A 22,608-nucleotide genomic window follows, 5' to 3' on the forward strand; every position below is an offset into this window, starting at 1 on the left:
CGAATACGATTTAAACGTCAGCCTTTGTAGACGATCCGCCAGATGCGACCGGCAGCGTCGTCGGCAACGTAAAGCGCACCGTCGGGACCGACTGCAAGCCCTGTCGGACGATGCTCGACGCCTGTTCCGTCTCCGTTCCGGAAGCCATCAGCAAAAATGATATACGGGCCAGAGGCTTTGCCGTCCTTCAAGGGCTGGAAGACGACATTATAGCCCTGCTGGCCGCCCGACGTCCGATTCCACGAACCGTGGAAGGCGATGAATGCGCCGCCTTGATATGTGTCAGGAAACTGCTTCGCCTTATAGATTTTCAGATCGTTCGGCGCCCAGTGTCCTGGGTAGGCGGCAACCGGCGGGAGTTTGTCGGCGCAGCGCCCAACGGCCTTGCCGCCGTCACCGCCGTATTCCGGTGCGAGAACCAGTTTTTTCTGAAAACCGTCATAATAACAATATGGCCAGCCGTAGTCGCCGCCGTCGCGCACTTCGACGAGTTCTTCGGCCGGAAGATCGGAGCTTTGCTCGGATGAGTAAAGCTTCGGCCAAGTTTGATAAAGCTGATCGCGCCCGTGCTGGGTGGCGTAGAGGCGGCCGTCTGCGCCGTAGTCGATGCCTTCGGCGTTTCGCAGACCTGTTGCGTAACGCTGAGCGGATGAGAAGATCTGGCCCGGCGTATCGGCATCGAAACGCCAAATACCGGCGCGCGTTTCAAGCTCGGTGCACGGGTCGATGCCGGGAGACCCTTTGGTGCGGTTGTCTTCCTGACAAGAATTCGTCGCCGAGCCGAGATCGACGTACATCTCGCCTTTAGGCGTGATTGCAAACGGGCGCGGCCGGTGATCGCCGTCGATAGGCAACTGCGAAATAATCGCCTCTGGCTTGCTGGTGGGAACGATTTCGCCGGGTTTCAACTGATAGCGAACGATCTCATCACCGATCTCGGCATAGAGCCAATTCCTGTAAACGCCGATGCCCGTGCCGCCCTCGCCGGCCGGTCCGAATTTTTCGATGACATCGGCGTGCCCCACACCCTTCGTGTCTTTAAGCGCAAGCAACGATTTCTGGTTATTGGCGTAAACGACGTTATCAGCGGAAACGGCCAAGTGGCGTGGTGAGCCGACATTGTCGGCGAAAATCGTGGCGCAAAATCCTTTGGGCAGCTTGAGGCCCGCATTGCGGTCAGGACAGGTCTCGTCGGCCGACGCGCGATCGACTGCCGACAGCGGCGATATCGCCAGCGTGGCGAGGACCAAAGCTGCTGCGTTGAAACCCGCTCGGCGAGATCGGTTTCCGATAAGACGCGTGATCAACCCATTCGCCATAAGCGCATGCTCCGCCGATTATTTTCAGTTGTGAAGAGTCGTGGCCGTGCCTGGCGCGACCTACAAGACCTGGCCGCCGCAGGCAAGCGCGGTTCGCGGCATGTCTGCCATCAGGCCGGCCAGGCCTTCAGGGCCATCTCCGCGACGGCAAGCAGCTCATTGCGAGAGGCACCACCCGAGGCCTGCACCGACATGCCCTGGGTCACGGTCGAGACGTAACGCGCGAGGGCGGCAGGATCTGAATCGGCGCCAAGATCGCCCTCTGCCTTGGCTTTCTCAAAGCGACAGCGGAGATTTTCCTCAGCTTCGGAACGGCGTTTGCAAAGCTCTTGCTTGATCGATTCAGCGGCCGAGCTGCATGTCAGCGCGCCTTGTACGGCAAGGCATCCGGCAGGATTACAGGGGTCGGTCAGCGACATCACGACCGAATGCAGAAGATGTTCGACGACCTTTCTAGAGGTCGGTTCCGCCAGGGCTTCCGACTGGATCGCGCCTGGGCCCTTTTCGGCGTAGCGGTCAAGAGCGCGGCGAAAAAGCTCCTCTTTGTTGCCGAAGGCCGCGTAGAGACTTGGGCGACTGATGCCCATGGCCTCCGTCAGATCCGACAGGGAGGCGCCCTCATAGCCATGCTGCCAGAAGACGTGGAGCGCCTTGTCGAGCGCCTTGTCGACGTCGAACTCGCGCGGGCGGCCTTTATGCACCGCTTCTTTTTGCACCGCTTCTCTCCCGAACTTCGTTTTCTTCGCCGACCCACTATACATTTACGTACTCATCAGTACAAATAGTAGTTGACAGCACCTTACCGCGACCTATATCCGTACCGCTCGGTATATATAGGGAACGCGCTCGTTATGAAAAGCTCTCTCACTTTTTCGACCGCAGCGGCCCTTCGGGGTTTGACAGGATGGTTCGCAAGTCGCGCCGGCGAGCCAATGGCCGACGAGGATCACGTCCCGTTTGTTGTATCCGCCTGTGGATATCGCCGGGCGCCGACGCCGACTGAATTCAGCGAGCGTGACGACCGTTGGCATCCGGGGCTCAGCCTCGACAATTTCTCCTGAAGCTGTCCGAGAACGGCAGCCGGCGCAGCGGCTGGCGTTCTCGCTCCCCAAATTTTCGCGCGCACGGCCGGTCCGGCAAGGGTCGGTCTTGGGTCCGTGCGACCAGCAAACCTCGAAGAGATCGACGATCATGAGCAGCAAAACACGATCCAAATTTTTGAACGGCCTAGCGGCGTCAGCAGTCGCGATAGCACTCGTCGGCGTGCCGTTCGACGCGACTTTCGCGCAAGAGGCATCAGTTCACGCCCCGGTCGCCGTTTCGGTCGCAACCGTCAAGGCGCGCGAGGCAAGCGTCTGGGATGAATTCTCAGGTCGCCTCGAAGCAGTCGAGCGTGTCGATCTGCGCCCCCGCGTCGCCGGGCAGATCGTCGCCATTCACTTCCGCGAAGGCGCGATGGTGAAGGCTGGCGACTCGCTGGTGACGATTGACCCGGCGCCTTATGCAGCGGAGGTGGACCGGCTGAACGGCGTCGTCGCGGCTGCACAAGCTCAGGTGGTCTTCACCAAGGCCGACGTTGCGCGCGCACGGCAGATCATCGGCGATGCGCTTTCCGAACGCGAACTCGATACGCGCGCGAACGCCTACGATGCGGCCGTCGCCAATCTGAAAAGCGCGCAAGCGGCGCTGCGGACTGCGAAACTCAATCTCGAATGGACGGAAGTGCGCGCGCCGGTTTCCGGGCGCGTGGGGCGTCGAGAGATTACAGTCGGCAATCTTGTCGAGGCTGGGCCAAACGCGCCGCTGCTGACGACGCTCGTGTCCGTCAATCCGATCTACGCGAGCTTCAATGCCGATGAAAACGTCGTCGCGCGCGCCCTTGCGACGCTCTCGCCGGAAGCCAACGCGACGGCGCACGTTGAGAAGATCGCCGTCCAGATGTCGACCGCCATCAACGAAGGCGCCTGGCAGCCGGGCGCGCTTCAGTTCGTCGACAATAAAGTCGACGTCGGGAGCGGCACCGTGCGCCTGCGCGCGCGCTTCGACAATAGCGATGGGCGGCTGATTGCCGGGCAATTCGTTCGCGTCCGGCTGGCCCGGTTCCAACCCGCGCCGGTGGTCGCGATCAGCGAACGGGCGATCGGAACGGACCAGGACAAAAAGTACGTGATGATCGTCAACCCGGACAACAAGACTGTCTATCGCGAAGTGAAGCTCGGCGCGATGACGGACGATCTGCGCATCATCACGAAAGGCCTCAATACGGGCGATCGCATCATCGTCGCGGGTCTTCAGCACGTGAAGCCTGGCGACGAAGTGGCTCCGGAGTCAGTGGCAATGAACGGCCAGCCGCTGACGGAAGAGCACGCGTCCGCCGACATTCCTCAACAATAAGCCTCAACACAGCAAGGCTTCATACCAACCTCGTCAGGCACGCTTGTCATGAATATCTCGAAGTTCTTTATCGACCGTCCGATCTTCGCGGGCGTGCTGTCGACGTTAATCTTTCTCGGCGGCCTGATTTCGCTGCCGGCAATGCCGATCTCGGAATATCCAGAGGTCGTCCCTCCGCAGGTCGTGGTACGCGCCAACTATCCGGGCGCCAACCCAAAGGTGATTGCGGAAACCGTTGCGACTCCAATCGAGGAGCAGGTCAACGGCGTCGAAGGCATGCTCTATATGAGCAGCCAGGCGACGACCGACGGCTTGATGACACTCACGGTGACGTTCCGTCTGGGAACCGATCCTGACAAGGCGCAACAGCTGGTACAAAACCGCGTTGCACAGGCGGAGCCGCGCCTGCCTGAAGACGTACGCGCGCTCGGCATCACAACGGTAAAAAGTTCGCCCGACCTGACGATGGTCGTGCACTTGCTGTCGCCAAACAACCGCTACGACATGACGTATCTGCGCAACTACGCGGTGATCAACGTCAAGGATCGCCTGGCGCGCATCAACGGCGTCGGCGACGTGCAGCTATTCGGCTCGGGCGACTATTCGATGCGCGTTTGGGTCGATCCGGCGAAGGCTGCGGAGCTTGGCCTTTCTGCGATGGACATCGTCAACGCCGTGCGCGCCGAAAATGTGCAAGCCGCCGTGGGCGTCGTCGGCTCATCACCGTCGCTTCCGAACCTCGATTTCCAGCTTTCCGTCAATGCGCAAGGACGCCTGACGACGGAAGAGGAGTTTGGCAACATTGTCGTCAAAGCAGGTGATAACAATCAGGTGACGCGCCTGCGCGATGTTGCGCGCATTGAACTTGGCGCCGCCGATTATTCGCTACGCTCGCTGCTCGACAACAAGCAGGCTGTCGCTATTCCGATTTTTCAGTCGCCCGGCTCGAACGCCATCGAGATCTCAGACAACGTCCGCGCGACGATGGCGGAACTGAAGAAGTACATGCCCGAAGGCGTCGATTACCAGATCGTTTACGATCCGACGCAGTTCGTGCGGGCGTCAATCGAGGCCGTCATTCACACGCTGCTCGAAGCGGTGGCGCTGGTCGTTCTCGTTGTTATTCTGTTCCTGCAGACGTGGCGTGCGTCGATCATTCCGTTGATTGCCGTTCCGGTGTCGATCATCGGCACTTTTGCGGTGATGCATGTGTTCGGATTTTCGATCAACGCGCTGACCCTGTTCGGGCTGGTGCTCGCTATCGGCATCGTGGTGGACGACGCGATCGTCGTCGTCGAAAACGTCGAACGCAATATCGAGAACGGCCTGTCGGCGCGCGACGCGAGCATCCAGGCCATGCGCGAGGTGTCCGGACCGATCATCGCCATTGCGCTTGTGCTCGTCGCGGTGTTCGTGCCACTGGCGCTCATCACAGGTTTGACAGGACAATTCTACAAGCAGTTTGCGCTGACGATTGCGATCTCGACGGTGATCTCGGCCGTCAATTCGCTGACGCTCTCCCCTGCTCTCGCCGCCGTTCTGCTCAAAGGACACGATGAGCCGAAGGACTGGCTGACGCGCGGCATGGACTTCGCATTCGGCTGGTTCTTCCGACGCTTCAACCGCGCCTTCAGCTGGGGCTCTGATGCCTACAGCGGCGGCGTCAAACGCATCCTTGGCCACAAGGCGCTGGCGTTTTTCATCTATCTCGGCTTGATCGGCGTAACCTACGGTCTGTTCCAGTCGGTCCCCGGCGGCTTCGTGCCGGGACAGGACAAGCAGTACCTCGTCGGCTTTGCGCAGCTTCCCGATGGCGCAACGCTCGATCGGACGGAAGACGTCATTCGCAAGATGAGCGACATCACGTTGAAGACGCCGGGCGTCGAAAGCGCGGTGGCGTTCCCAGGTCTGTCGATTAACGGCTTCACCAACAGCTCGAACTCCGGCATCGTCTTTGCGACGCTGAAGCCCTTTGCCGAGCGGCGATCGCCCGATCTCAGCGGGCCGGCCATCGCGGGTAAGCTCAATCAGGAATATGCGGTCATCAAAGATGCGTTCATCGTCATGTTCCCGCCGCCGCCGGTGCAGGGGCTCGGAACCATCGGCGGTTTCAAGCTGCAGGTCGAAGATCGCGCAGGCTTGGGATACGACGCGCTGACCAAGGCAATGACGGATTTCACGGCGGCCTTGAACAAAGCGCCGGAACTTGCCGGCATCTTCACGTCCTATCAGGTGAACGTGCCGCAGCTTTACGCCGCCATCGACCGCACGAAAGCGCGGCAGCTTGGCGTCGCTGTGCAAGACGTGTTCGATACGATGCAGATCTATCTCGGATCGCTCTACGTCAACGACTTCAACAAATTCGGACGCACGTATTCGGTGCGCGTGCAGGCGGACGCAAAGTATCGCGCGCGGCCCGAAGACATCGGCTTGCTGAAAGTCCGTTCGAATTCCGGCGCGATGATCCAGCTTTCGGCGTTGCTCAACATCAAGCAGATTGCCGGACCGGAACGCGCCATGCGTTACAACGGTTTCCTGACGGCCGACGTGAATGGCGGCGCGGCGCCGGGGTATTCATCAGGGCAAGCGAAAGCGGCTGTCGAGCGCATCGCGGCGCAGGTCCTTCCCAAAGGCATCGGGTTCGAGTGGACTGATCTCACGTATCAGGAAATTCTTGCCGGTAACTCCGGCATCTGGGTCTTCCCGCTGTCTGTGTTCCTGGTCTTCCTGGTGCTCGCGGCGCAGTACGAAAGCCTCGTGCTTCCGCTGTCGATCATCTTGATCGTGCCGATGGGTTTGCTGGCGGCGATCACGGGCGTCTACCTCTCGCACGGGGACAATAACGTCTTCACGCAAATCGGGTTGATCGTGCTCGTGGGCTTGTCGGCGAAGAACGCCATTCTCATCGTGGAATTTGCACGAGAGCTGGAATTTGCCGGACGCAATCCGGTGCAGGCCGCGATCGAAGCAAGCAGGCTCAGGCTGCGACCGATCTTGATGACCTCCATGGCCTTCATCATGGGCGTCGTGCCGCTTGTCACTTCCATCGGAGCGGGCGCGGAAATGCGGCGTGCCATGGGCGTCGCCGTGTTTTCCGGCATGATCGGCGTGACGGTATTCGGCATATTCCTGACGCCGGTGTTCTACGTCATCCTGCGCAAGCTCAGCGGCAACAGACCGCTGAAGCATACGGGCGATGTCTCGGCTCCGGTGGCGCATTCACCCCAATCGCACGGTCACCCTTCGGCCGCCCCGGCCGAATGATTCGGGATCAATAGTTTCACAATTGCGACAATCCAAAGCAGGAGAAAGCATATGGCCAGCTTACAAGGCAAGGTCGCCATCGTTACCGGCGCGTCGAAGGGCATCGGCGCTGAAATTTCGCGAGCATTAGCGGCGGCGGGCGCGTCCGTCGCAGTCAACTACGCTTCGAGCAAAGAGGGTGCCGACCGTGTGGTCGCGGACATTACCGCCAAGGGCGGGAAGGCAATTGCCGTCAAGGGCGACGTCGCCAAGGCAGCGGATGTCGAGCACATTTTCGCCGAAACAAAAAAAGCATTCGGTTCACTCGATATCCTGGTCAACAACGCCGGGGTCTATGCTTTTCAGCCTCTTGACGCTCTGACCGAAGAAGAGTTCCACCGTCTCTTCAACATCAATGTCCTCGGCACCATCTTAGCAGCGCGAGAAGCACTCAAGAATTTCGGTCCGAACGGCGGCAGCATCATCAACGTTAGCTCTGTTGCGAGCACTGGCTCAATGCCGACGTCGGTTTCGTATTCGGCGACCAAAGGGGCGGTCGACGCCGTAACACGCGTGCTTGCCGCGGAACTCGGTCCGAGAAAAATCCGTGTCAACGGCATCGCTCCCGGCCCCGTCGAAACGGAAGGCGTTCATACGCTGGGCCTCATCGGTTCCGATTTGGAGAAACAGATGGTTGCGGGAACGCCTCTCGGCCGGATCGGACAACCCGATGATGTCGCCAAGGTCGTGCTATTCCTCGCTTCGGACAATTCCGGCTGGGTCTCGGGCGAAACTATCCGGGTCGCAGGCGGATACCATTGACAACATGCTCGCCGTGCTGCGATCCCCTCCCGGCGCTCGCAGCCAAAACAGCAGAACAGTCCTGAATATGACAACGATCATTCGCGTTGCCGATCTCTCGAAAACCTACGCCTCCGGCTTCACGGCCCTGAAAGATATCAATCTTGAGATCAAGCAGGGCGAGATCTTCGCTCTGCTCGGTCCAAACGGCGCGGGCAAGACGACGCTGATCAGCACGATCTGCGGCATCGTCAATCCTTCAGCCGGAAAGATCACCGTAGATGGCAAGGATATCGTCACAGACTATCGCGCCGTTCGCGCGATGATCGGCCTCGTGCCGCAGGAACTCTCGACCGACATGTTCGAGACGCCGTGGGCGACCGTCAATTTCAGCCGCGGACTGTTCGGCAAGCCACGCAATCCGGCGCTCGTCGAAAAGGTGCTGCGCGATCTTTCGCTGTGGGACAAGAAGGACGCGCGCATCATGACGCTTTCCGGCGGCATGAAGCGGCGTTTGCTCATCGCGAAAGCGTTGGCGCATGAACCGCGCATTCTTTTTCTCGATGAGCCGACGGCCGGCGTCGACGTCGAACTTCGCCGCGAAATGTGGAACATCGTCCGAGAGCTGCGCGCAACGGGCGTCACCATTATCCTGACGACGCACTACATCGAAGAAGCCGAGGAGATGGCTGACCGCGTCGGCGTCATCGCCAAGGGGCAGATCATTCTTGTCGAAGAAAAGAACGAGCTGATGCGCAAGCTCGGCAAGAAGCAGCTTAAGTTACAGCTGTCCGCTCCCGTCGACGTTATTCCGGAAACGCTCGGTGCATATGGCCTGCAGTTCGGCGCCGACAAGAGCGAGCTGATCTACACCTACGACACACGCGCTGAGCGTACCGGCATCACTGCGCTGCTGAACGACATGCGCGCGGCCGGCATCACGTTCAAGGATCTGTCGACGACGCAAAGTTCGCTGGAAGATATTTTCGTCGATCTCGTGAAGGAAAAGCGATGAACATCGAAGCCGTTCGAGCCATCTATATCTTCGAGATGTCGCGGTGGAAGCGGACATTCATGCAGAGCGTGATTTCGCCGGTTCTTTCGACGTCGCTCTATTTCATCGTGTTCGGCGCAGCGATCGGCTCGCGGATATCGAACATCGAGGGCGTCAGCTATGCGGCGTTTATCGTGCCGGGGTTGATGATGCTGTCGTTATTAACGGAAAGCACGTCGAACGCTTCGTTCGGCATCTATTTTCCGCGCTTCACCGGGACGATCTATGAGCATCTGTCGGCGCCGATCTCGCCGTTCGAAATCGTGCTCGGTTATGTCGGCGCGGCGATGACGAAAGCGGTCCTACTGGGGCTGCTTATTTTAGCGACGGCGAGCCTGTTCGTGCCGATTCATATTGCGCACCCGTTCTGGATGCTGGGCTTTCTGATCCTGACGGCCGCGACCTTCAGCATGCTGGGGTTCGTCATTGGCGTCTGGGCGGACGGCTTCGAGAAGCTGCAAGCGGTGCCGCTTCTCATCATCACGCCGCTCGTGTTTCTGGGCGGCACGTTCTATTCGATCAAGATGCTGCCACCCGCTTGGCAGACGGTGACGCTCTTCAATCCGATCGTCTATCTCATCAGCGGCTTTCGCTGGAGCTTCTATGAGATTTCGGACGTAAACGTCGGCGTCAGCGTGCTGATGATCTTTGTGTTTCTCGCGATCTGCATGAGTATCGTCTGGTGGATCTTCAGGACGGGCTATCGCCTGAAGGCGTGACGGCGAGAGCCGTCAGCCTTTCAGATACCAGCCCCAAGGATCGCTGCTCAGATATTTCGTGATCTGCTTGGGCTCCAAAAAGTTGTTAAGGCCCCACGTTCCGAGTTCGCGGCCAATACCGCTTTTCTTGACGCCGCCCCACGGCGGCTCAAGGAAGTTCGGCTGCGAGCAGTTGATCCAGACGACGCCCGCTTCAAACGCATCGGCGATGCGCTCGGCGCGCTTGTGATCCTGCGACATGACGGCGGCGGCGAGACCGAACTCGCTGTCGTTGGCAAGCTTCAAGGCTTCGTCTTCGGTTTCGAACGTCGAAACGACGAGGACGGGGCCGAAGATTTCTTCGTTCCAGATGCGCGCGCTGGATGGCACGTCGGCGAAAATCGTCGGCTCAAGGAAGTAACCCTCATTGAGATGCGACGGCCGCGCGCCGCCCGTCACGAGCGTCGCCTCGCTCTTGCCGACATCGATATAGTTCAGGACCTTGTCGTATTGAGTCTTGCTGACGAGTGGTCCAAGCAGCGTGCCCGGCGCCATGCCATCGCCGATGGTGATCTTCTTGGCTTCTTCCGAAAGGCGGTCGATGAGTTTTGGCGCGATGCCTTTCTCAACGATCATACGCGAGGTGGCGCTGCAAACCTGTCCCTGGTTCCAGAAAATGCCGAACATGACCCATTCGACGGTCTGCTCGATATCGGCGTCATTAAATACAACGATGGGTGACTTGCCGCCGAGTTCGAGGCTCACGCTTTTCACATCGCGGGCGGCGGCGGATGCCACGGCAATGCCGGTCGGCACCGAGCCGGTGAAGGCCAGCTTGCGCACGTCTGGATGCGTTGACAGCCGTGCGCCGGCGGTAGCGCCGTAACCCGTAACCACATTCAAGACGCCGTTGGGCAAGCCGACTTCGGCGGCGATACGGCCGAGTTCCAGCGCCGTTAAAGGCGTATATTCCGATGGCTTCAAGACGACGGCGCAGCCGGCGGCAATCGCTGGCGCAACCTTCCAGGCGGCCATCAACAGCGGATAGTTCCACGGAACGATGAGACCCGCGACGCCGGCCGGCATATATTTCACGCGCGACTGAAAGCGCTCGTCCGGCACGCCGATGACTTCGCCCTGGCGACCATCGAGCTCTTCGGCATAGGTTGCATAGAGATTGAAGCAGTAAGCGGCGTCGCCCACGTCCCAAAGTGCTTCGGGCAGCGGCTTGCCGTTATCGCGGACTTCGATTTCCGCCAGTGCCTGCTTCTGCTCTTCGATTTTCGCTGCGATGGCGCGGAGATATCCGGCGCGATCATGGCCGGAGGTGCGTGACCAAGGGCCGGCCATTGCGGATTTGGCAGCGACGACTGCGGTGTCTATATCCGCCGCTGTTCCTGCTGCGCACTTGTGAAACACGCGCTCATCGGCGGGATTGATGACGTCGAGCGTGCCGCCCTCACGGGCGTCGGTCCACTTTCCGTCGATGAAAAGCTTCGATTGCATTACGGCTCCTGCTTGAAACGAAACACGGTGGGGCGTCAGGATGCGTCGGCCAACGCGCCCCTCAATCCGTCGAGAAAGATATCGGCGTGCTCGCGATTAAAGCAGAGCGGCGGACGGATCTTCAAGACGTTCCCATGGCCGCCTGCTATGCCAATCAGGATGTTGCGGTCACGCATGCCGTTGACGATTTTCTCGGCAGTGTCGCGATCGGGTTCGTGCGTCTGCGTGTCCTTGACGATGTCGACGCCGATATAGAGCCCGGCACCACGAACGTCGCCGATACAGCCTCCCTCGGAACCGGCGATGCGAATTTCCGAGCGCAGATAGGCACCCGTCTCGAAACTGTTCTGCTGCAGGCCTTCGTCTTTCAGCACATCCAAAACGGCTATTCCCGCGGCGGCTGCGACCGGATTGCCGCCAAACGTGTTGAAATAGCCGGACGTCTCACCGAAGGTCTTCAGCAGGTCGGGCTTGATGGCGACACCACCCATCGGAAAGCCGTTGCCCATGGGTTTGCCCATGATGACCATGTCCGGCACGAGGCCGTGCCGGTCGAAGCCCCACATTTTTTCGCCCGTGCGGCCAAATCCCGGTTGCACTTCGTCGGCGATGTAAACGCCGCCCGCAGCATGCACGGCTTCCAACGTTTCTCTCAAGAATCCGGGTTCGCCGGGAAAGACGCCGTCGCTCGAAAAGATGCTGTCGGCGATGAAGCCCGCAAAGCGTATGCCGATGGCATTCATTTTTGCGATGGCCGTGCGAACGTCTCGCGCCAAGCGCCGCCCGACGGCTTCGGAAATCTCGCGATAGGTGTCGGGTGCGGGTACGACGAAAACGTACGGCGGGCGAGGCTCGGCGCTGGCGGAGGATGGCGAGATTTCAGTCACGGCCGAGGTGTTGCCGTGATAGGCGTTGTCGGTAACGATGAAGCCGGTTCCACCAGTCACCGCGCGGGCGACGCGAAGGGCAAAGTCGGCGCTTTCGCTGCCGGTACAGGTGAAGACGATATTCGAAACGGCGGCCGGCATCGTCCCGAGCAACCGCTCCGCATAGGTGTAGACGTTCGAATAGAGATAGCGCGTGTGGGTATTAAGCGTGCCCATTTGACGGGCAACTGCCTCAACGATGCGCGGGTGGCAATGACCGACGGACGGCACATTGTTATAGGCATCGAGGTAACGCGTGCCGTCGGCATCGTGAAGCCACACGCCTTCGCCGCGCACGAGGTTGAGCGGCTTTTCGTAGAACAGCATGGAGGTCGGGCCGAAGGTCGCCCGGCGTCGGCCGATCAGCGTTACCACCTCCGGCGAGAGCCCCGCGGCCGCGTTCATGTCGAAGGCGTTGAGCTCGAGGATTTTTTTTGTGACTTCCATGCGGACCTCGGAGAGGCTCCTTCATAATGCGGTGCCGTTTGGCACATTCCCAATGGCTATATAGGCGTCCCGCGGTCTTGCAGCTTGACCGTCAATTGCATTGTCTGTTCAGTTTGCCGGCTTGGTCGCCGTTGGCCTTGCCTGCAATACGTCAACTTCAGGGCGGCTAAGGTCAAATCCCGGCGCGGATACCGGGGTATCGTGACTGCGATTCAATTCGATGCCGCCATCGCAGAGAACAGACGCCATGACCGAAGAGTCGCACGTCCGCGCCAATCGCTGGAAGCGGTTTTCCGACTGGGACGAACGACCGCTGCGTCTCGACAAGTTCGCCATCGAGGACGCGTCGAGCGGCTTTGCCGCTTTCAACAGTCCCGACGATCCCAAGCCCGGTCTTGCGATGGGGAAAGGCGTCGTCGAATCCATGGATGGCGTCGCCGTCCGCGATTTCGATATGATCGACATCTTCATATCGAAGTATCATCTCGATCCTGAAATCGCGCCGGAAGCGATGGCCATGCCGTCGATCGAGGTGGCGCGCATGCTCGTCGATATGAACGTGCCGCGCAGCACGCTCGTCAGGCTGGCGCACGGCATGACGCCCGCGAAGCTTGCCGAAGTCGTTGCGCATCTGTCGTCGCTGGAGATCGCGTTCGCCTACGGCAAGATGCGGGCGCGGCAGACGCCGGGGAACCAGGCGCACGTCACGAACGCCAAGGACGACCCGCTGCAAATGGCGGCAGACGCCGCAACGGCCGTCGCGTTCGGCTTCGACGAGATCGAGACGACGATGCGGGTGGCGCGGAATTCATGGTCGAATGCCGTCGCCTGCGCGGTTGGAGCCTCGGTCGGGCGTTGGGGCACGCTGTTTCAGTGTTCGAGCGAGGAAGCCGAAGAGCTGAAGATCGGCATGGCGGGCTTCACCTCGTATGCGGAAACGCTGTCGGTTTACGGCACAGAAAAGAGCTTCATCGACGGCGACGATACGCCCTGGTCGAAGGCGTTTCTGGCTGCGGCTTACGCGTCGCGCGGTATCAAGATGCGATGCACGTCCGGCGCCGGGTCCGAGTTATTGATGGGATTTCACGAGCGCAAGTCCCTGCTTTATCTCGAAGCCCGCTGCCTTTGCCTGCAGCGCGCCATGGGCGTGCAAGGCACGCAGAACGGTGGCGTCGATGGCGCGCCGGTGACCTGCACGGTTCCCGGCGGCATGCGCGAACTGATGGCGGAGAACCTGATTGCTGTCTGGCTCGACCTCGAATGCGCGTCGGGCAACGATGCGCGAGCGACCGAATCCGAAATTCGCGTCGGTGCGAAAATTCTGCCGTACTTGATCGCCGGGTCGGATCTCATCTGCTCGGGCTTCGGCTCGATCCTGAAGTACGACAACTCGTTCAACCCGTCCCTGCTCAACGGCGAAGAGCTGGAGGATTATCTGGTCCTGCAGCGCGACTTCGAGGCCGACGGCGGCCTGACGCCCGTCGGCGAAGCGCAGATCATGGATCTCCGCGCCCGAGCGGTGGACGCCATCAGCGCGGTTCTTGAAGAGCTGGGCCTCGCCAAGCCGACCGCCGACATGAAGCAGAGCGTTATTGCTGCATCCGGCTCGGACGAGACGCGGACGTTCTCGGGCCGGGAAGTCGGGCAGATCAGCGAGACGATCTTTGCGCGGTCGATCACGGTCATCGACGTCATCAAGGCGCTGGCGGCCCGCGGCTTCCGCGAGGAAGCGGAAAACCTGTTAAAGCTGGTGCGCCTGCGGGTCTCAGGTGACTACCTGCAGACCTCGGCTGTCGTCCGCGACGGCAAGATCGTCAGCGCCGTCAATGATCCGAACGAGTACCAGGGGCCAGGCACGGGCTACCGCGTCAGCGAGGCCCGGCGTGAGGAACTGGTCGCCATCCGCGATGTGCTGACCCGGCAGGAAGTGCTCCGCGGCGAAGCACAATATCGTCCGGCCGAAGTGACCCGCATCGCCTATCGTCCGGTCGGACCGGCGGCGGTGACCGGCAATCCGCGCGAGGTCGTCATCGGCATCAGCCCGGCGTTCGGGGTGAAGCTGTTCCAGACGGTCGCGGGCCATCCGCTGTCGGCCATTCTGCGGGTGTTGATCGCCGGGATCACGGAAGGCGGCTGCACGGCACGGGTCGTGCGCATGCTGCATACCGCCGACACATCATTTCTCGGCCTCAGCGCGGCTCGGCTGGCGGGGTCCGGCGTCGGGATCGGGATCCAGGCGAAAGGCACGGCGGTCATCCACCAGAAGGACCGGCTGCCGCATAACAACCTTGAACTGTTCTCGAACTCGCCGATTACCAAGCTCGACCATTACAAGCGGATGGGCCTCAACGCGGCCGCCTATGCGCGCGGCGAAATGCCTGAGCCCGTTATCGTGCCGACGCGCGGAGAGGCCATGGGCTCCCGCTACCACGCCCGCGTTTCAATGATTTACGCCATCGAAACTGAGATGACATCGGAAGGCGCCGAGCCTGAAGAGATCGACATCAAATTCCTCGGAGCGGCAGCATGAGCGACAAACCTCTTTCTGTTGCCGATTATCCGCTGGCCGAACGACGCCCGGACATCGTCGAAACGAAAACCGGCAAAACGCTCGAGGATATCAGCCTTGACGCAGTCTTGACTGACAAGGTCGGGCTTGAAGATCTACGGATCACGGATCGGGCGCTGCGTCAACAGGCCGAGGTCGCGAAAGCCGCCGGGCGGCCGACACTGGCGGCCAACTTCCGGCGCGGCGCCGAGCTTGTGGACGTGCCGCAGGACGTAATCATGCGGACTTACGAGCTGCTGCGCCCCGGCCGAGCGGGGTCGAAGGACGAACTGCTGGCGGCCGCCAAGGAGCTGCGGGTGGTCTATGGCGCCAACGGCGTCGCGGCCTTCATCGAGGAAGCCGCAGACGTTTATGAGCGCCGCTCTCTCTACAAGAAGCGATATTGAAAGGTCACGCATGAGCTGGAAGACAGCCTACCGGTCCATTTATTACGACGGCGCGCCGGAGCCAGCCGATCCCGACCTTTCCAAAGCCCACACCGCCCTCCTCATCATCGACGTCCAGAACACATACCTTGAACGGCCAGACCGGGCGTCGCTTTCGGCCGAAGACCAACGCCGGTACGACGCCTGGACGCCTTTCCACGACCGCATGCATCAAACCGTGCTGCCGCGAACCAAGGATTTGCTCGCGACCTTCCGCAAAAACGGCATCGAATGCCTGTTTGCCCGCATCGCCTGCCACACCAAGGACGGGCGGGACCGGTCGCTATCGCAGAAGATGCCAGGCTGGAACAACCTGCTGCTGCCGAAGGACGAGCTGCCGTCGCAGATCGTGCCGGACCTTGCCCCCGTCGGCGATGAAATCGTCGTGACGAAGACAACGGATAGCGCACTGACGGGAACGAACCTGCGCCTTATCCTTACCAACCTCGGGATCAAGACCGTCGTCTGCTGCGGGATCTTTACCGACCAATGTGTCTCATCGACGGTGAGGAGCTTGGCAGATGAAAGTTTCGCTGTCGTCGTGGTCGAGGACTGCTGCGCGGCTGGCTCGGACGAGCTTCACCATAAGGAGCTCGAGATCATGAATATGATCTACTGCCACGTCATGTCGAGCACGGAACTCAAACAGATCATGGGCCTGGGCTGAAGTAGGTCAAGTTTTGACAGCGCAATGTCAAACCTTGCACTGCGCCGCACATATACGCTCGTCGACTATGTGCGCACTGCCTGGAATACCTGATGCATGGCGATCCGCCATGAATCACCGCCGGATAGTACGTGTACGATTTAATATCGCGCCGAACAGATCCTGGATGTTCGGCTGACCACAACCCAGGGGGAGTAGCCAACGTGACATCACCAAACACCAGTACTCTCGAAGCCACAGAGAGCTTCGATGTAAGTAAGGATGGGTCGGTCGACAAGTTGCACGCCAAGGCCATCGGCTTGATTGGCGTGTTATTCTTGACGGTGACCGGCGCCGCACCCGAATCCGCCATGCTCGGCAACGTGCCGTTCGCAGCGGGCTTCGGCAACGGCATTTATGTTCCAGCGGCGTTCCTGCTCGCCACGATCGTGCTGACGATCTTTTCCGTCGGCTATGCTGCGATGGCGAGCAAGGTCTCCTCAGTCGGCGGGTTCTATTCCTTCATCAGCTTGGGTCTTGGTCGGGATGTGGGTATGGCGGCGGGCATTGCGTCGCTGGCGTCCTACAGCGTGTTCGAAGCCTCGCTGACGGGTCTGTTCGCTTTCTTCGGCAACTCCTGGCTCCAATCCCACTTCGGCATCAATGTGCCGTGGATCTATCTCGCTCTCTTCGTAGTCGTCTTGAGCTCTATCCTCTCCTACCAGGACGTGCAGCTTTCGGTGAAGGTCTTGGGCGCGGCCCTGGTGTTCGAAGTCATCATGCTGACGATCTTCGACGTCGGCGTGTTCCTCGCAAAGGGTCCCGGCGCATTCAACCTTGAATCGCTCAACGTGCTCCACGTCATGACGCCGGTTGTCGCTCAGAAAGTCGGCACGGTCGATATCGCGGCGGGCGCGGCGGCGGTCGGCGTGTTCATGGCATTCTGGTCATGGGTCGGCTTCGAGATGGCGCCGAACTATGCGGAAGAATCGGTTAATCCGAAGCACATCATTCCGCGGTCGCTGTACTATTCCGTCATCGGTCTCGGCATTTTTTACATTATCACGAGCTGGTGCGCGATTTCGGCCTACCCGACCGAGGGCGACATGCTGGCGAAAGCCGTCGGTGACTCTGGCAACTTCTTCCTTGCGCCGCTGACGCAGTTCGTCGGACAGTGGGCAACGGAAGCCATGGCCCTTCTGATCCTGACCAGCTCGTTCGCTTGCAGCATGGCTTTCCACAATACGGCCGCCCGCTACATGTACTCGCTCGGTCGTGAGGGCGTGCTGCCGGGCGTTCTCGGCAAGACACATCCGACGCACAAGAGCCCTCACGTGGCATCCGTCGTCCAGACGCTGCTCGCTGCTTTGTGGATCCTCTTGTTCGCCTACTTCGCGGGAACGAATGACCCGAACGCCCAGGCGTATCTCGGCGTTTACACGATGCTCGCCGTTCTCGGCACGATGCTCCTGCTCATCCTGCAGGCCGTCGTCTCGATCGCGATCATCGTCTACTTCCGGGCCAACCATCCGGGCGAAGTCAACATCTTCGCTGGCCTGATCGCGCCGGTCATAGCGTTCGTCTCCCAGGTCTATCTTGTCTACTTGCTGGTTCAGAATCTTGAAACATTCGGCGGTACGGGCAGCTTCGGCGGCCGCATCCCGCTGATTGCCTTCATCATTCTGGGCGTAGGTCTGGTCTGGGGCCTGGCACTGCGCGTGATCTCGCCTGCGGCACACGCTCGTATCGGCCGCATGGTCCTGAACGAGTAGTCGACGCTCATATAGAACGAAACCCAAAAGGCGGACGCTGAACCTCGGCGCCCGCCTTTTCATCACATAACCGCACGAAAAAAGGGAGCAAGTGCAATGCTCACGTCTATCGCAGGCAAGTCGGTCATCGTGACCGGCGCGAGCAAAGGGATCGGCAAAGGCATCGCCAGCGTGTTCGCGAAGAACGGCGGCAAGGTTTTCGTCGTGTCCCGCCACCTCGACGAGGCGGAAGCAACGGCCGAAGAATTTCGCAAGGCCGGCGGAACGGCAAAGGGCTTCGCAGCCGACATCACCAGCATGGGCGATATGCAGATGCTCGCGGAGGCCGCCGCAAGCGCTCACGGCGGCATCGACATTCTTTGCGCCAATGCCGGGATCTTCCCGCAGACCAAGATCGAAGACCTGTCGCCGGAAGACTGGGATTTCGTTTCCTCGACGAACCTCAAGGGCACGTTCCTACCGATCAAGGCCTGCCTGCCGTATCTCAAGAAATCGGACCAGGGTCGGATCGTCATCACGTCGTCGATCACCGGACCGGTCACCGGCTTTCCGGGCTGGGCGCACTACGGTGCAACGAAAGCCGGTCAGCTGGGCTTCATGCGCACGGCATGCATCGAGTTCGCGAAATACGGCATTACCGTCAATGCGGTTTTACCGGGCAACATCAAGACGGAAGGCCTGGCTGCACTCGGACCCGACTATGAGAAGTCGATGGCGGCATCAATCCCGCTCAACAAGCTCGGCACCGTGGAAGACATCGGCTATGCGGCGCTGTTCCTTGCTTCGAAGGAAGCCGCTTACATCACCGGACAGACGATCATCGTCGATGGCGGCCAAATTTTGCCGGAGAGCATGGATGCCCTCGCACAAGCTTGAGTCGGTGTAAGGTTAGATTAAGCGCCGCGAGCGCGTCGCCGAAGATCACCCGTGGTTACGGAGAACTTCGGCACGTAGCGCTCGCGGCGACAGCCCCGTCCAGCGGCGGACCGCACGACTGAAAGCGGAAAGCTCGGAATATCCCACCAGAAAAGCGATTTCGGAAAACGACAGCTGGCGCTGGCGTACATAAGACAGCGCCAGATCGCGGCGCGTGTTCTCGACCAGCGTGCTGTAGCTCAGGCCGTCGTAATGAAGTTCGCGTTGGATGGTCGAGAGCGGCAGTCGCAGCTCGGCAGCGACGCCTTCAATCGGCGGAAACCCTTCAGGCAGCTTGGCGCGGACGGCGCTGCGGACACGGTCAGTCACGCTAAAGCGAACGTCCTGGCGTTCGGAAAGCCGTTCGAGACAAAGCTTCATCGCCGACATCAGCCGCGGATCGGCGGCCGGCATGATGTGCCGCAAAATCTGCGGGCGGAAGACGATGGCATTTGTCGGTTGGGCAAAGAATGCAGGCGCCGCGAAAGCGCGCTCATGCTCGCGCCATTGTTCGGGCTTGGGATGCTCGAAATGAACCTCTTCTGGCGCCCAGCTCTGGCCCATCGCCTCGCGAATGAAATTCAGGAACATACCGAGCGACAGCTCGGCGTCCTGGCGACGCTCGACGATTTGAGGAGCATCGACCCGGTATTCCAGCCGCATCAGGCCTTCTGGCGACATCTTGAGCGCCATCGAGGACGACTGCTGGTGCAGCGGAAAGAGACCGACGAGAGTTTCGAGCGCCGCGCCTACCGTCGGCGCCGACAACGAGGCGTAGCCCCAGAGACCGAGATCGCGCGGATCAAAAGCGTGGCCGAACCACAGTCCGAAGTTATCGTTGCGCGTGATACGCGCGCTTTCCTCAAACAGGCGGCAATAGGAACTGAGGCTGAGCTGAAGCGTCGGCGATCCGGCCATTTCCGGCGAGATGCCGGCATTGCCGAAAATGCGATCGACGTCGCCGCGCTGGCGTTCGATAAACTTGACAATGCCGGTTGCGGCGGACGCAAGGACCGAGGGATCGGCACCTCTGCCAATCGCGCTGCCGGCGTCCGACGCCATTGTATCGCCAATACTGGTTCCCATCGGTTCCTGATGAGAAGTTGCCTATCTCGAAGAGAAAAAGGCTATCAGATGCCGCCGCGTGGTCAACCGGCGCGCACGCTGAATTATTCGGCATTCAATACTAGCAACTGCACAATTGCGCTGCAGCAATCAGCCGAACAGGCGACCAAGAACGCCTTTTTTGGGGACTGGCGCCGCAACCGTGCTGACGTTGGGCCGGCCGTACGCTGAGAGATATTTTTCGCAAAGCGGTATCGACTCGCGCGTGTAGTCGACGCCCATAGACTGCGCCAACTCTGTCTCCGAGTGCGAACCAATCCAGGCGACGAGCAGCAGGCGGCGCAGCATCACGAATGTCGCGATTTCGTTCTCTTCCTCGGGACTTAAGGCGCCGACGCGGCGATAGCCACGCACCCAAGCCTGCAAAAGCTCTGGCACCTCCGGTGTGTGCTCGAAGAAGGAGACAGTGGTGGCGCAATCGTAAAGCAGCCAGGAGAAGCCGCTATCATCGAAATCGATCACCTTAACGGTGCTGCCATCCATCAGGAGGTTGGCAAGGCGCATATCGCCATGAACGAGATTGAAACGGTCGGGCGATTTGCCGAAGGCTTCAAGGCGCTGCTCGATCAGGGCGACGGTTTCGGTGAAGGCTTCCATCGCCTCCGACGTCATGCCCATGCCGTTTTTCCAATAGCCCCAATGCGGGCGGCTGCCGAGACTGGTCTCGAAATCCCAAGAATGACGTTCGAACCAGACAGGGCGGCGCCATTTGCGGACGTGGGCGTGCATGCGCGCGGCCGTCTCGCCTAAAAGCTCAAATCCCGCGACGTCCGTGCGTTCGGGCTCGGCACCATTTTCCCAATCGAAGAGCACCACATTGCGTGGATTGGGCAGGCCTTCGCCTGCAAGGGTCTGGATGTATTCACCGTCAAGGCCGCGGACAGGCACCGGCGTGGCAACGCCGCCGGTTTCGCGCAGCGATGCAAGCCAGGCCAGTTCCGACGCAATCGCCGTGCGCGAATGATATCCCTCGCGGTGGACGCGCAGCGCCCACTTGCGGCCGGTGCCGTCTTCGACCTTGTACGTCGCGTTTTCGGATACGTTAATGAGTTTGACTTGGACACTGTCAGGCAGCCCAAACCTCTTTACCGAGCCTTCGGCCACACTTTGCAGGCGTTGCAGCAGCTCTTCGTGGGTTAGTTCGTCGGCACCCGTCATTGTCGTTTCGAAATCCCGTGTGTTCCCGTGCGATCCGTCTCGTCGACCACACCAATTTCCGTTGAGAGCACACTATGAAGCGACGGCAAAGAGGACTTGACCTCTTCGCCGCCGCAGTTGACAGGGCAGCGCATCGTGCTGCCGCGCAATATTTACAGGATCAGAGCTTCACCATCACGTGACGCGGCACGGTGTAATCCTCAAGCGCGTACATCGAGAGGTCTTTGCCGTAGCCCGACATTTTGAGACCGCCGTGGGGCATCTCGCTGCAAAGCATGAAGTGCGTGTTGACCCAGGTGCAGCCGTACTGCAGGCGGGAGGCGACCTTCATGCCCTTGGCGATATCCGACGTCCAGACCGAGGATGCGAGGCCGTAGTCGCTGTCGTTCGCCCAGGCGATGGCTTCCTCCGCGTCGTCGAACGGCGTGACCGAAACGACCGGGCCGAAGACTTCCTTGCGCACGATTTCGTCTTCCTGCTGCGCACCGGCAATAAGCGTCGGCTCGAAGAAGAAGCCTTTGCCCGTTGGCGCCTTGCCGCCAGCCGCAACGCTGACATGGTTCAACTGCGACGCACGCTCGACGAAGCCCTGCACACGGCCCTTCTGAGCCGACGAGATCAGCGGACCGAGGTCATTGTCGTCGTCGTTCGGCTGGTTGAACTTCAGACTGCTGACGGCGCTCGCCAGATCGGCGACGAGATTGTCATAGACCTTCTTGCCGGCGTAGATGCGGCAAGCGGCGGTGCAATCCTGACCAGCGTTGTAGAAACCGAAGATCTTCACGCCTTCAACAACGGAAGCAATGTCGGCATCATCGAAAACGATGACCGGTGCCTTGCCGCCGAGTTCAAGATGTGTGCGCTTGATGTTCGAGACCGCAGCTTGAAGCACTTTCTGGCCGGTCCCGATGCTGCCCGTCAGTGAAACCATCGCGACCTTGGGATGGTTGATGAGCGCCGAACCGGTGGTCGCGCCCTTGCCGACGACGATGTTGACGACGCCTTCGGGGAAGATGTCGGCGATGAGCTTGCCGAGTTTCAGCAGCGTCAGCGGCGTCTGCTCGGACGGCTTCAGCACGATGGTGTTGCCGCCTGCGAGCGCGGGGCCGAGCTTCCAAGCCGCCATCATCAGCGGGTAGTTCCAAGGTGCGATCGAACCGACGACGCCGACGGGATCGCGGCGGATCATCGACGTGTGTCCGGCGAGATATTCGCCTGCGACGGGGCCGTGCATATTGCGAACGGCGGCGGCAAAGTAACGGAAGCAATCGACAATCGCGGGCATCTCGTCCTGAAGAACCCGGATACGCGGCTTGCCGGTATTCAGCGCTTCGAGCGCTGCGAAGGCTTCCGATTCCTTTTCGACCGCATCGGCGAGCTTCAAGAGCAGGGTCGAGCGTTCGGCGGGCGTCGTCTGCGACCAGGTCTTGAAGGCCTTTTCGGCAGCGCTGACGGCCGCATCGACCTGCGCGACGGACGCGTCAGGAAGATTGGTGATGACCTCTTCCGTCTTCGGGTTGACGATCGGTTCGGGCGCGTCGGTTCCGGCAACGAAGTCCGAACCGATCAGCATGTTTGTTTCGAGCATGGTTTTCCTCCAATGATCGCTC

17 protein-coding genes are annotated in these 22,608 nt (G+C 60.4%); 10 read left to right on the forward strand and 7 right to left on the reverse strand.

Annotated features, from left to right (window positions below):
- Window positions 1–17 precede the first annotated feature (17 nt).
- The gene (locus HYPMC_RS17450; RefSeq protein ID WP_013949380.1) at window positions 18–1,319 is read right to left on the reverse strand and encodes a sorbosone dehydrogenase family protein; all 1,302 of its coding nucleotides are present in this window, start codon (window positions 1,317–1,319) and stop codon (window positions 18–20) included.
- Between the two features lie 110 nt (window positions 1,320–1,429).
- Window positions 1,430–2,080: a TetR/AcrR family transcriptional regulator gene (locus HYPMC_RS17455; RefSeq protein ID WP_013949381.1), complete on the reverse strand. Its 651-nt coding sequence runs from the start codon at window positions 2,078–2,080 to the stop codon at window positions 1,430–1,432.
- Between the two features lie 430 nt (window positions 2,081–2,510).
- On the opposite strand from HYPMC_RS17455, the gene HYPMC_RS17460 reads away from it, so the two are divergent.
- The 5 genes from HYPMC_RS17460 to HYPMC_RS17480 all read left to right on the forward strand — a co-directional run bounded on the left by HYPMC_RS17460 (window position 2,511) and on the right by HYPMC_RS17480 (window position 9,530).
- Entirely contained in the window at window positions 2,511–3,713 is a 1,203-nt protein-coding gene (locus HYPMC_RS17460; protein WP_013949382.1) for an efflux RND transporter periplasmic adaptor subunit, read from the forward strand.
- Window positions 3,714–3,761: 48 nt separating this feature from the next.
- Window positions 3,762–6,977, forward strand: a complete 3,216-nt coding sequence (locus tag HYPMC_RS17465; RefSeq protein ID WP_013949383.1) for an efflux RND transporter permease subunit — start codon at window positions 3,762–3,764, stop codon at window positions 6,975–6,977.
- 51 nt (window positions 6,978–7,028) lie between these two features.
- Window positions 7,029–7,778 (forward strand): SDR family NAD(P)-dependent oxidoreductase, encoded by a 750-nt coding sequence (locus HYPMC_RS17470; RefSeq protein ID WP_013949384.1) that lies wholly within the window; start codon window positions 7,029–7,031, stop codon window positions 7,776–7,778.
- Between the two features lie 67 nt (window positions 7,779–7,845).
- A complete protein-coding gene (locus tag HYPMC_RS17475; protein ID WP_041300343.1) occupies window positions 7,846–8,772 on the forward strand; it encodes an ABC transporter ATP-binding protein in 927 nt (308 codons plus the stop codon).
- Window positions 8,769–9,530, forward strand: coding sequence for an ABC transporter permease (locus HYPMC_RS17480; RefSeq protein ID WP_013949386.1), 762 nt, complete (start codon window positions 8,769–8,771; stop codon window positions 9,528–9,530). The genes HYPMC_RS17475 and HYPMC_RS17480 overlap by 4 nt, the downstream gene beginning before the upstream one ends.
- A 12-nt stretch (window positions 9,531–9,542) precedes the next feature.
- Here HYPMC_RS17480 and HYPMC_RS17485 read toward each other — a convergent pair whose 3' ends face one another.
- Window positions 9,543–11,015 (reverse strand): aldehyde dehydrogenase family protein, encoded by a 1,473-nt coding sequence (locus HYPMC_RS17485; protein ID WP_013949387.1) that lies wholly within the window; start codon window positions 11,013–11,015, stop codon window positions 9,543–9,545.
- 35 nt (window positions 11,016–11,050) lie between these two features.
- Window positions 11,051–12,388: an aspartate aminotransferase family protein gene (locus HYPMC_RS17490; protein ID WP_013949388.1), complete on the reverse strand. Its 1,338-nt coding sequence runs from the start codon at window positions 12,386–12,388 to the stop codon at window positions 11,051–11,053.
- A 247-nt stretch (window positions 12,389–12,635) separates the two neighbouring features.
- On the opposite strand from HYPMC_RS17490, the gene HYPMC_RS17495 reads away from it, so the two are divergent.
- The 5 genes from HYPMC_RS17495 to fabG all read left to right on the forward strand — a co-directional run bounded on the left by HYPMC_RS17495 (window position 12,636) and on the right by fabG (window position 18,676).
- Window positions 12,636–14,918 (forward strand): propanediol/glycerol family dehydratase large subunit, encoded by a 2,283-nt coding sequence (locus tag HYPMC_RS17495; RefSeq protein ID WP_013949389.1) that lies wholly within the window; start codon window positions 12,636–12,638, stop codon window positions 14,916–14,918.
- Window positions 14,915–15,343: a diol dehydratase small subunit gene (locus HYPMC_RS17500; RefSeq protein ID WP_013949390.1), complete on the forward strand. Its 429-nt coding sequence runs from the start codon at window positions 14,915–14,917 to the stop codon at window positions 15,341–15,343. Before HYPMC_RS17495 ends, HYPMC_RS17500 begins: the two co-directional genes overlap by 4 nt.
- 10 nt (window positions 15,344–15,353) lie before the next feature.
- Window positions 15,354–16,049 (forward strand): cysteine hydrolase family protein, encoded by a 696-nt coding sequence (locus HYPMC_RS17505; RefSeq protein ID WP_013949391.1) that lies wholly within the window; start codon window positions 15,354–15,356, stop codon window positions 16,047–16,049.
- Between the two features lie 203 nt (window positions 16,050–16,252).
- On the forward strand, window positions 16,253–17,800 hold the full coding sequence (locus HYPMC_RS17510; RefSeq protein WP_013949392.1) for an APC family permease: 1,548 nt from the start codon (window positions 16,253–16,255) through the stop codon (window positions 17,798–17,800).
- Between the two features lie 96 nt (window positions 17,801–17,896).
- Window positions 17,897–18,676 carry a 3-oxoacyl-ACP reductase FabG gene (fabG, locus tag HYPMC_RS17515; RefSeq protein WP_013949393.1) on the forward strand — a complete coding sequence of 260 codons (780 nt, stop codon included), beginning with the start codon at window positions 17,897–17,899 and terminating at the stop codon, window positions 18,674–18,676.
- Window positions 18,677–18,721: 45 nt separating this feature from the next.
- Here the strand turns inward: fabG and HYPMC_RS17520 are convergent, their stop codons facing one another.
- The 3 genes from HYPMC_RS17520 to HYPMC_RS17530 all read right to left on the reverse strand — a co-directional run bounded on the left by HYPMC_RS17520 (window position 18,722) and on the right by HYPMC_RS17530 (window position 22,586).
- Entirely contained in the window at window positions 18,722–19,801 is a 1,080-nt protein-coding gene (locus HYPMC_RS17520) for an AraC family transcriptional regulator (protein ID WP_013949394.1), read from the reverse strand.
- 129 nt (window positions 19,802–19,930) lie between these two features.
- Window positions 19,931–20,998: a phosphotransferase enzyme family protein gene (locus HYPMC_RS17525; RefSeq protein WP_013949395.1), complete on the reverse strand. Its 1,068-nt coding sequence runs from the start codon at window positions 20,996–20,998 to the stop codon at window positions 19,931–19,933.
- 160 nt (window positions 20,999–21,158) lie between these two features.
- Complete coding sequence (locus tag HYPMC_RS17530) at window positions 21,159–22,586, reverse strand: gamma-aminobutyraldehyde dehydrogenase (protein ID WP_013949396.1); 1,428 nt, start codon at window positions 22,584–22,586, stop codon at window positions 21,159–21,161.
- Window positions 22,587–22,608 lie beyond the last annotated feature (22 nt).

The sequence above is a fragment of the Hyphomicrobium sp. MC1 genome (assembly GCF_000253295.1).
Lineage (GTDB): Bacteria > Pseudomonadota > Alphaproteobacteria > Rhizobiales > Hyphomicrobiaceae > Hyphomicrobium_B.

Bases quoted from the DNA above. Each gene is read 5' to 3' on its own strand.
- HYPMC_RS17455 (WP_013949381.1), bottom strand. From the start codon at position 2,080: ATGTATAGTGGGTCGGCGAAGAAAACGAAGTTCGGGAGAGAAGCGGTG.
- fabG (WP_013949393.1), top strand. From the start codon at position 17,897: ATGCTCACGTCTATCGCAGGCAAGTCGGTCATCGTGACCGGCGCGAGC.
- HYPMC_RS17490 (WP_013949388.1), bottom strand. From the start codon at position 12,388: ATGGAAGTCACAAAAAAAATCCTCGAGCTCAACGCCTTCGACATGAAC.
- HYPMC_RS17465 (WP_013949383.1), top strand. From the start codon at position 3,762: ATGAATATCTCGAAGTTCTTTATCGACCGTCCGATCTTCGCGGGCGTG.
- HYPMC_RS17485 (WP_013949387.1), bottom strand. From the start codon at position 11,015: ATGCAATCGAAGCTTTTCATCGACGGAAAGTGGACCGACGCCCGTGAG.
- HYPMC_RS17530 (WP_013949396.1), bottom strand. From the start codon at position 22,586: ATGCTCGAAACAAACATGCTGATCGGTTCGGACTTCGTTGCCGGAACC.
- HYPMC_RS17460 (WP_013949382.1), top strand. From the start codon at position 2,511: ATGAGCAGCAAAACACGATCCAAATTTTTGAACGGCCTAGCGGCGTCA.
- HYPMC_RS17480 (WP_013949386.1), top strand. From the start codon at position 8,769: ATGAACATCGAAGCCGTTCGAGCCATCTATATCTTCGAGATGTCGCGG.
- HYPMC_RS17470 (WP_013949384.1), top strand. From the start codon at position 7,029: ATGGCCAGCTTACAAGGCAAGGTCGCCATCGTTACCGGCGCGTCGAAG.
- HYPMC_RS17505 (WP_013949391.1), top strand. From the start codon at position 15,354: ATGAGCTGGAAGACAGCCTACCGGTCCATTTATTACGACGGCGCGCCG.
- HYPMC_RS17450 (WP_013949380.1), bottom strand. From the start codon at position 1,319: ATGGCGAATGGGTTGATCACGCGTCTTATCGGAAACCGATCTCGCCGA.
- HYPMC_RS17525 (WP_013949395.1), bottom strand. From the start codon at position 20,998: ATGACGGGTGCCGACGAACTAACCCACGAAGAGCTGCTGCAACGCCTG.
- HYPMC_RS17500 (WP_013949390.1), top strand. From the start codon at position 14,915: ATGAGCGACAAACCTCTTTCTGTTGCCGATTATCCGCTGGCCGAACGA.
- HYPMC_RS17520 (WP_013949394.1), bottom strand. From the start codon at position 19,801: ATGGGAACCAGTATTGGCGATACAATGGCGTCGGACGCCGGCAGCGCG.
- HYPMC_RS17475 (WP_041300343.1), top strand. From the start codon at position 7,846: ATGACAACGATCATTCGCGTTGCCGATCTCTCGAAAACCTACGCCTCC.
- HYPMC_RS17495 (WP_013949389.1), top strand. From the start codon at position 12,636: ATGACCGAAGAGTCGCACGTCCGCGCCAATCGCTGGAAGCGGTTTTCC.